Origin of the sequence: Shimia sp., from assembly GCF_041624275.1 — a bacterium.
In the GTDB taxonomy this organism is placed as follows: Bacteria; Pseudomonadota; Alphaproteobacteria; order Rhodobacterales; family Rhodobacteraceae; genus Shimia.
The window spans coordinates 1-9,420 of sequence record NZ_JBFJVE010000125.1 but is presented as its reverse complement, the minus strand read 5'-3'; the positions used below and the strand labels follow the sequence as shown (position 1 = coordinate 9,420).

The window sequence follows — 9,420 nt, the reverse complement described above, 5'->3', positions numbered from 1 at the left end:
GCCACCACCCTGTCGGGCGCCGATGGGCTGCATGTGTTCCTGCGCGCCCTGGGCGATGCGACCCCGCTGGAGGGCACCAAGGTCACGCTTTTGTCGCGCGCCAACCGGGTGCTGGGAACGGCGGTGTCCGACGCCAATGGCTATGCCCGTTTCGAGGCCGGCCTGACCCGTGGCACCGGCGGTGCGGCACCGGCGATGGTGACCTTCGAGGCGGGCGAGGATTTCTCGTTCCTTTCCCTCACCGATCCCGCCTTTGATCTCTCGGATCGCGGCGTCGAGGGCCGCCCGCCCGCCCCGGCGATTGATCTCTTCCTGACCACCGATCGCGGCGCTTACCGTGCGGGCGAGACCATTCACGCCACCGCCCTGGCACGCGGCAACACCGCCGAAGCGCTTGCCGGCCTGCCGGTTACCGCCATTCTGACCCGTCCCGACGGGGTGGAATACAGCCGCGTCGCTTCCACCAACGGCACCGAGGGCGGCCATGTTTTCGCCCTGCCCGTCGGCCCCACCGTGCCGCGCGGCACCTGGAAACTGGCGGTGAAATCCGACCTCGACGCGCCTGCCTTGGCGACGCAGAAACTGCTGGTCGAAGATTTCCTGCCCGAGCGCATCGACTTTGACCAGAGCCTGCCCGAGGGGCCGATCCAATTGACGGACGCAAGCGTCGATCTGCGCGTCGAGGCGCGCTATCTCTTTGGCGCGCCGGGCGCTGGCCTGGGCGTCGAAGGTCAAGTCACGTTGCGCGCCCGTTCGGACATCGACGGATTCAAAGGCTATCGCTTTGGCCGCTACGACGCGTTTTTCAGCCCGCGCAGCGAGTATTTCGCCGGCAGCACCACCGATGCCAACGGCGTCGCGCTGGTGCCGCTGGCCCTGCCCGACGTCGATGTCAAAGGCCGCCCCTTCGAAGCCCATCTCACCACCTCGGTTCTCGAAGGATCGGGCCGTCCGGTGGAACGCCGCCTGATCCATCCGGTGGCTTCCCTCGGGCCGATGATCGGCATCAAACCCCGGTTTAGTGACGATGTTCTGGCCGAAGGCAGCACTGCAAGCTTTCAGATCGTTGGCCTGACACCAGACCTCAAGGGTCAGACCATGAAAGTGCGCTGGACCGTGAACCGGGTGCGCACCTCGTACCAGTGGTACAATCTCTATGGCGACTGGAATTGGGAGCCGACGACGCGGCGCACCACGGTGGCCAGCGGCGAGATGACAATCGGCGCCACACCCAAGGAAGTCTCTGCGCCGGTGGAATGGGGTCGATACGAGATCGTCGTCGAACGGCTGGACGGAGACTATGTGGCCAGCGCGGCCGAGTTCCACGCCGGCTGGTACGCCCCGGCGGATGCCACCGACACGCCCGACACGCTCGAGGTGTCGCTGGACCGACCCGGCTATCGCAGCGGCGACACCGCGACCCTGCGCGTGGTGCCGCGCTTTGCCGGAACCGCGCTGGTCACGGTGATGTCGAACCGGCTGATTGCCATGAAGGCGGTCGAGGTATCGGAAGGCGAGAACCTGATCCCGCTCGAGGTGACGGATGAATGGGGCGCCGGCGCCTATGTCAGCGCCTCGGTGATCCGCCCCGCCAATGAACCGGCCGGGTTGAACCCCGCGCGGGCCTTGGGCCTCAGCTATGCCAGGATCGACCCGGGCGCCAAGCAACTCAGCGTCTCGCTCGAGGCCGCGGACAAGGTCGCCCCCTCGGGCCGTCTTGACGTGGGCATCAAGGTCGAGGGCATCCGCGAGGGCGAAACCGCCCATGTCACCCTTGCCGCCGTGGATCTGGGCATTCTGAACCTCACCGGCTTCCAAAGCCCCGACCCGTCGGAGCATTATTTTGGCCAGCGTCGTCTGGGCATGGAAATCCGCGACATCTATGGCCGCCTGATCGACGGTATGAACGGCGACATGGGCGCCCTGCGCTCGGGCGGCGATGCCGCCAGCGGGGCGTCTTTTCAATCCCCGCCACCCACCGAAGAGCTGGTGGCCTATTTCGAAGGCCCGGTGACCATCGGCGCCGATGGCAGGGCTGAGGTCGGCTTTGACCTGCCCGAGTTCAATGGCACCGTGCGGCTGATGGCCGTGGCCTGGAGCAAATCCGCCGTGGGGCAGGCCGACCGCGATGTTCTGGTGCGCAACCCGGTTGTGGTCACCGCCTCGCTGCCGCGCTTCCTTGCCCCCGGAGATCAAAGCCGGCTGCTCTTGGAAATCACCCATGCCGAAGGCCCCTCGGGCCGCATGGGGCTGGATGTGAGCAGCACAGGTCTGACCCTGAACGCAGCCGATGTGCCCTCGGGGCTGACCCTGGCCGACAAGGCGACGGCGCGTCTTTCGGTGCCGATCACCGCAGGCGAGGTGGGCGACCACAGTTTGCGCGTCGCCCTCACCACGCCCGATGGCAGGCAACTGGTGAAATCCCTGCTGCTGCCGGTCCGGGCCAATGACCCCGAGATCAGCAGCACGCAGCGCATCGAACTGGCCGCTGGCGCGACCCTGACGCTGGACCAGAACCTCTTTGCCGACCTGCGCCCCGGCACCGGCTCTGCGGTGATCTCATCCGGCGCATTGGCGCGCTTCGATGCGCCGGGGCTGCTGCAGACCCTTGATCGCTACCCCTATGGCTGCACCGAGCAGGTGACGTCCAAAGCGCTGCCGCTGCTCTATTTCGACACCATCACCTCGTCGCTCGGGCTGGGCGATCGCGCGCAGGTGCAGACCCGCATCGATCAGGCCATCGCCGTGGTGCTGAGCCGTCAGGCCAGCAATGGCGCCTTTGGGCTCTGGTATGCGGAATCCGGCGATTTCTGGCTCGACGCCTATGTCAGCGACTTCCTCAGCCGCGCCCGGACCAAGGGCTATGCCGTGCCGGGCATCGCCTTCCGTCAGGCCATGGACAACCTGCGCAATCGGGTGAACTACGCGCCGGATTTTGACAATGGCGGCGAAGACATCGCCTATGCGTTGATGGTTCTGGCCCGCGAAGGCGCGGCCAATATGGGCGATCTGCGTTACTATGCCGACGTCAAGGCCGACGACTTCCGCACGCCCCTTGCGGCAGCGCAGCTTGGCGCGGCGCTGGCCTTTTACGGCGACCAGACCCGGGCCGACCGCATGTTCACCAAGGCGGCGGGCAAGCTTGAAACCCGCTGGAACGATGCGCCCTCCAATCTCTGGCGGGTCGATTACGGCACCCGCCTACGCGATGCCGCTGGCCTGTTGACCCTGGCGGTCGAGGCCGGCAGCGAGGTCGTCGATCGCAGCCTGTGGTCCACCCGCGTGGGCGGCGCCGGTCGCACGCTGTCGACGCAGGAATCGGTCTGGTCGCTGATGGCCGCCCATGCGCTGATCGAAGACAGTGGCGCCCTGGGGCTCAGCGTCAATGGCGCACCTGTGGAGGGCGCCTTGATCCGGGCGCTGGCAGATGACCCGACATCGGCGCCCATTCTGGTCAGGAACGAGGCCAACACACCGACTGCGCTGACCCTGACCTCGATTGGCGTGCCGACCTATCCGGTGGACAAGGGCGGCTATGGCTATGCCATCGAGCGCAGCTATTTCACCACAGATGGCGCACCGGTCGACATGGGCAGTATCAAGGTCGGAGATCGCTTTGTCGCCGTGTTGACCGTATCGCCCAGCGCCGGCGGCGGCGCGCGGTTGATGGTCAACGATCCGCTGCCCGCCGGGTTCGAGATCGACAATCCGAACCTTCTGCAAAGCGGCGATATTTCGGCTCTGAACTGGCTGAAACTGGCCTATGCGCAGAACACCGAGTTCCGCTCGGACCGTTTCCTCGCGGCGGTGGACTCCCGTGACGGCCAGCGGTTCGAACTGGCCTATATCCTGCGCGCCGTCAGCCCCGGGGACTATCACCAGCCCGCCGCCACGGTCGAGGACATGTACCGCCCGCAATACCGCGCCCGCACCGCGGCGGCGCGGTTCGCGATCGGCGAGTAATGCGCGGTTGGGGCCGATACCTCTTGCCGGTTGTCGCCCTTTGGGCGGCGGCTTTGGCGCGGGATAGGGTCGATTTATGGGTCGATGCCACGGTGCTGCCCAACCTCCTGGCAGAAACTTCGGTCGAGGTGCGGGATCGCAGCGGCCAGCTCTTGCGCGCCTATCCGGTCGAAGACGGGCTGATGCGCCTCGGCGCGGCGCCGCATCAGGTGGATCAGACCTATATCGACATGCTGGTGGCCTATGAAGACCAGCGCTTCTGGCAGCATTCCGGGGTCGACTTTCTGGCACTCGGCCGGGCGGCGGTACAGGCCGTGGCGAATGGCGAGATCGTCTCGGGCGGCTCGACCCTCACCATGCAGGTGGCGCGGCTGCTGGAAGACGGCAGCACCGGGCGCTGGCAGGGCAAACTGCGCCAGATGCGGGTGGCGCTGGCACTCGAGCGCAAGCTGGACAAGCGCCAGATCCTCGCGCTTTACCTCACCCACGCGCCCTTTGGTGGCAATCTCGAAGGGGTGCGCGCCGCCACGCTGGTCTGGTTCGGCAAGGAACCCGGTCGCCTGACCCCCGCGCAGGCGGCCTTTCTGATCGCCCTGCCGCAAAGCCCCGAAACCCGCCGCCCGGATCGCAACAGGCTGAACGCGCAAGCGGCCCGAGACCGGGTTCTGCGGCGGCTGATCGCTGAAGGCGTGCTGTCGCAAGAGACTGGAGCAGCAGCCAAAACAGAGACTGTTTCGGCCCAAAGACGCGCTTTTCCGGTTCTGGCCGCGCATATGGCCGATCGCGCCTTGCAAGCCGCCCCCGATCAGCGCCTGCATGATCTCACGGTCGATGCCGCGCTGCAGAAATCCCTCGAGCAGCTGGCGGCGCGGTCGCTGCTGGGTCAGGAAGAACGGCTGTCGGTGGCAATGCTGGTGGCCAACCACCAGACCGGAGAGATCCTCGCCTCGGTGGGCTCTGCCGGATATCGCGACAATGACCGGCGCGCCGGCTTTGTCGATATGACGCAGGCGATCCGCTCGCCCGGCTCAACCCTGAAACCGCTGATCTATGCCATGGGGTTTGACGAAGGGCTGGTGCACCCGCAGACCCTGATCACCGACCAGCCGGTGCGTTTCGGCGCTTACGCACCGCGCAATTTCGACGGCCATTTTCGCGGCGAGATCAAGGTTGCCGAGGCGCTGCGCCAATCGCTGAACATCCCCGTGGTGCTGCTCGCCGATCAGCTGGGCCCGGCGCGCGTCATGGCGGCGCTGCGCAAGACCGGGGCCGCCCCGAAACTGCCCACGGGCACGGCCGGTCTGGCGGTGGTTCTGGGCGGGGTGGGCCTGTCGATGCAGGACCTGGTGCGGATCTATGCGATGCAGGCCAATCAGGGCCGCTCCGTCGATCTGGTCTGGCAACAGCATAGGGCGCAACAGCCCGCGCGCCGGGTCATCAGCCGCGCCGCCGCCTGGCAGGTGGGGCATATCCTGTCGTCCATCGCGCCGCCCGCAGGCGCACCGCCGAACCGATTGGCCTATAAAACCGGCACCAGCTATGGCCACCGCGACGCCTGGGCACTGGGCTATGACGCCACCCATGTGGCCGCCGTCTGGTTCGGTCGCCCCGACGGCACGCCGGTGCCCGGCGCCTTTGGCGGCGACCTCGCGGCGCCGGTGCTGTTCGAGCTGTTCCAGCACCTGAAACCCGCGCTTGACCCGCTGGGCCCGCCACCGCCCGAAACGCTGATGCTGCCGACCGCAGAGCTGCCGCAGCCGCTGCAACGGTTCCGGGGCCGCGACGCGGTGTTTGAAAAGACGCCGGATACGCCCAAACTGGCCTTTCCCCCCGATGGCGCGCGACTGGCGCCGCTCGACGGTGGCCTGACGGTCAAGGTGCGCGACGGGGTTCTGCCACTGTCGATCCTTGCCAATGGCGTGCCCTTGGCCACCGGGCTGCATCAGCGCGAGATCGACCTTGCCTTTGACGAAAAGGGCGCCTCGTCCCTCACCGTCATCGACGCCAAAGGGCGGTCGGACCGGGTGGCGATCTGGGTCGACTGAAACCCCCAAATGCAAACGGGCCCCGAACCGCAGTCCGGAGCCCGTCTTCGGCCGGCGCCCCCTTAAATGGCGCGCCGCCCCTTGGGTCACATCCGCTCGATGGCCAGCGCGATGCCCTGACCGCCGCCGATGCACATGGTGATCAGCGCCTTGCTGCCGCCGATGCGCTCCAGCTCGTAAAGCGCCTTCACGGTGATGATACAGCCGGTGGCGCCCACCGGGTGGCCCAGCGCGATGGCACCGCCATTGGGGTTGACCTTGGCCGGGTCGAGTCCCAGCCCCTTGTTCACCGCCAGCGCCTGCGCGGCAAAGGCCTCGTTGGATTCGATGACGTCGAAATCGCCGATCGACAGGCCGGTCTTGGCCAGCAGGTTCTCCACCGCCGGCACCGGGCCGATGCCCATCACCTCGGGGCGCACCCCGGCATGGGCATAGCCCAACACGCGGGCGCGGGGCTTGAGACCGGCCTTTTCCGCCGCCTCGGCGCGGGCCAGCACGATGGCCGCCGCACCGTCGTTGATGCCCGAGGCATTGCCGGCCGTCACCCGGCCGTCCTTCTTGAACACCGCGCGCAGCTTGGCCAGCGATTCCGGCGTCGAGGCGGTCGGGTGCTCGTCGGTGTCAAAGGCCACCATGTCACGCTTGACCTTGATCTCGACCGGCACGATCTGGTCCTTGAAATGACCCGCCGCGATCGCCGCCGCCGCCCGGTTCTGACTTTCCAGCGCAAAGGCGTCCATCTGCTCGCGGGTGACCTCGTGCTCGTCGGCGACATTCTCGGCGGTGACGCCCATGTGGCCGGTGCCGAAGGGGCAGGTCAGCGCGCCCAGCATCATGTCGAGCGTCTTGACGTCACCCATCTTCTGGCCCCAGCGCTGCGACTGCATGATATAGGGCGACCGGCTCATGTTCTCGGCACCGCCCGCCAGCGCGAAATCGGCATCGCCCAGCATCAGCGACTGGGTCGCCGAGACGATCGCCTGCGCGCCCGAACCGCACAGCCGGTTGACGTTCATCGCCGGCGTGGTGTCGGGAATGCCGGCGTTCATCGCCGCCACCCGGCTCAGGTACATGTCGCGCGGCTCGGTGTTGATGACATGGCCAAAGACCACCTGGCCCACCTGGCCGCCCTCGACACCGGAGCGCTCGAGCGCCGCCTTGGCCGCTGCCGCGCCAAGGTCGATGGGGGCGGTATTGGCAAGCGATCCGCCGAATGTGCCAATGGCGGTGCGGGCGCCGTCAAGAATTACGATTTCGGTCATCTGGGGTCCTCCAAGAGTTTTTAAGTGGTTATCATATTAGCCGCCGGGTCCGCGACCGTAAGGGTCGCAAATGACGCAGCGGCATTGACATGCCCGCCTGTGCGCCGCAGGTATGGGCCATGGCAAGCGACACCGAAATTCTGGCCCGGCTGCCGGCACGGCTGAAAGAGGCGCGCCGCGCCCAGGGGCTGTCGCTAGACGCGGTGGCCAAACTGTCCGGCGTCTCGCGCTCGATGGTCAGCCAGATCGAGCGCGGCGAATCCAGCCCGACCATCGCCACCCTGTGGAACCTGACCCGCGCCCTTCAGGTCGATTTCGCCGGGCTGCTGGAAGAATCCGATGCCCGGACGCGGATCGAAACCGTCCGCGACGCCCAGGTGCCGAGCATCGACAACATGGGCCAGGGTTGCCGGATCCGCATCCTGTCGCCCCCCGAAGAGGCCGGCAAACACGAGGTCTACGACCTGCATTTCGCCGTCGGCGGGGTGCTCGACAGCCAACCGCACACGCGGGGCGCACGCGAACATGTCAGCGTCATCGAGGGCCGGGTCGAGGTGACCTCTGGCCAGAGCAGCGACATTCTCGGGGCCGGGGACACGGCGCGCTATGCCGCCGATGTCGCCCATTGCATCCGCGCCGTCGATGGCCCGGCTCGGGTGTTCCTGATCGTGCAGAACGCCTGACACCACGCCGCCCCGGCCCGGGCCCGGCCGCGCAGCGCTTTTTCACCGTTTCAAAAATACTCCCGCCGGAGGCCTCAAATCCGCTTGGACCGGCAGAGAATCCGGTATCATGGAATTTTTCCGCGATATTGACATTCTGCTGTTTCGAAGACGCGTCCGTTATGCTAGACAGATCTCCAGAATCATGGAGGCACCGATGTCCGACGCATTTCTGAGTCACATTTCGCAGACCCTGGACCAGATCGAGGCCGAGGGCCTGATGAAGCGCGAGCGCATGATCACCTCGCCGCAGGGGGGCGAGATCACGGTCGGCGGCCGCGAGGTCATCAACCTCTGCGCCAACAACTACCTCGGTCTTGCCGATCACCCGGCGCTGATCGAGGCCGCGCAGGCGGCGATGGGCCCCAAGGGATTCGGCATGGCCTCGGTGCGCTTCATCTGCGGCACGCAGGACATTCACCGCGAGCTTGAGCAGGCGCTGGCCCGCTTCCTCAACAAGGACGACGCGATCCTGTTCGCCGCCTGTTTCGACGCCAATGGCGGCCTGTTCGAGCCGCTTCTGGGGCCCGAAGACGCGATCATTTCCGACAGTCTGAACCACGCCTCGATCATCGACGGGGTGCGGCTCTGCAAGGCGAAACGCTATCGCTACATGAACAACGACATGGCCGATCTCGAGGCCTGGCTGCAACGCGCCCGCGATGAAGGCGCGCGTCACATCATGATCGCCACCGACGGGGTGTTCTCGATGGACGGCTATCTGGCGAATCTGCCGGAAATCACCCGCCTGGCCAAGGAATATGACGCCGTGGTGATGGTCGACGACTGTCACGCCACCGGCTTCATGGGGCCGAGCGGCGCCGGAACGCCGGATCACTTCGGCGTCGAGGTCGACATTCTCACCGGAACTCTGGGCAAGGCACTGGGGGGGGCCATCGGCGGTTACATCGCCGGGCCGCAGCCGGTGATCGACCTATTGCGGCAGCGGGCGCGGCCCTATCTGTTCTCCAATTCGCTGCCGCCCTCGATCGTCGCGGCGGGCATCGAGGCCCTGCGGCTGGTCGAAACCGGCGCCGATCTGCGCGCCCGACTGTTCGACAACGCCCGCTATTGGCGCGCCGGGCTGGAACAGCTCGGTTTCGACATCCTGCCGGGCGAGCACCCGATCATTCCGGTGATGCTGGGCGAGGCGCAGCTGGCCCAGGACATGGCGGCAGGCCTGTTCGAAGAGGGTGTCTATGTCTCGGGCTTCTTCTTTCCGGTGGTGCCGCGCGGACAGGCCCGCATCCGCACCCAGATGAACGCCGCCCTGACCCGGGACGAGCTGGACCGGGCGCTCTCCGCCTTCGGCAGGGTCGGCAAGGATCTGGGGGTGATCTCATGACCACGCCCAACACCATGAAGGCCCTGGAAAAATCCTTCCCGCGCGAAGGTCTCTGGGCAACCCGCGCGCCGGTGCCGGAAATC

Annotated in this window: 5 protein-coding genes; 4 read left to right on the top strand and 1 reads right to left on the bottom strand. The window is 66.7% G+C overall.

Features of this window, described 5'->3' with window-relative positions:
* Together ABZD10_RS10595 and pbpC are read left to right on the top strand one after the other, a co-directional pair.
* On the top strand, positions 1-3,963 hold a 3,963-nt coding region (locus ABZD10_RS10595; RefSeq protein ID WP_372886386.1), incomplete at its 5' end, for an alpha-2-macroglobulin.
* Positions 3,964-4,016: 53 nt separating this feature from the next.
* Positions 4,017-6,008 carry a penicillin-binding protein 1C gene (pbpC, locus tag ABZD10_RS10590; RefSeq protein ID WP_372886384.1) on the top strand — a complete coding sequence of 664 codons (1,992 nt, stop codon included), beginning with the start codon at positions 4,017-4,019 and terminating at the stop codon, positions 6,006-6,008.
* An 86-nt stretch (positions 6,009-6,094) separates the two neighbouring features.
* Here the strand turns inward: pbpC and ABZD10_RS10585 are convergent, their stop codons facing one another.
* The gene (locus ABZD10_RS10585) at positions 6,095-7,270 is read right to left on the bottom strand and encodes an acetyl-CoA C-acyltransferase family protein (RefSeq protein WP_372886383.1); all 1,176 of its coding nucleotides are present in this window, start codon (positions 7,268-7,270) and stop codon (positions 6,095-6,097) included.
* A 119-nt stretch (positions 7,271-7,389) separates the two neighbouring features.
* Here ABZD10_RS10585 and ABZD10_RS10580 point away from each other — a divergent pair, with 119 nt between their 5' ends.
* Together ABZD10_RS10580 and ABZD10_RS10575 are read left to right on the top strand one after the other, a co-directional pair.
* On the top strand, positions 7,390-7,953 hold the full coding sequence (locus ABZD10_RS10580) for a helix-turn-helix domain-containing protein (RefSeq protein WP_372886382.1): 564 nt from the start codon (positions 7,390-7,392) through the stop codon (positions 7,951-7,953).
* Between the two features lie 196 nt (positions 7,954-8,149).
* The gene (locus ABZD10_RS10575) at positions 8,150-9,337 is read left to right on the top strand and encodes a glycine C-acetyltransferase (protein WP_372886381.1); all 1,188 of its coding nucleotides are present in this window, start codon (positions 8,150-8,152) and stop codon (positions 9,335-9,337) included.
* Positions 9,338-9,420: the final 83 nt, after the last annotated feature.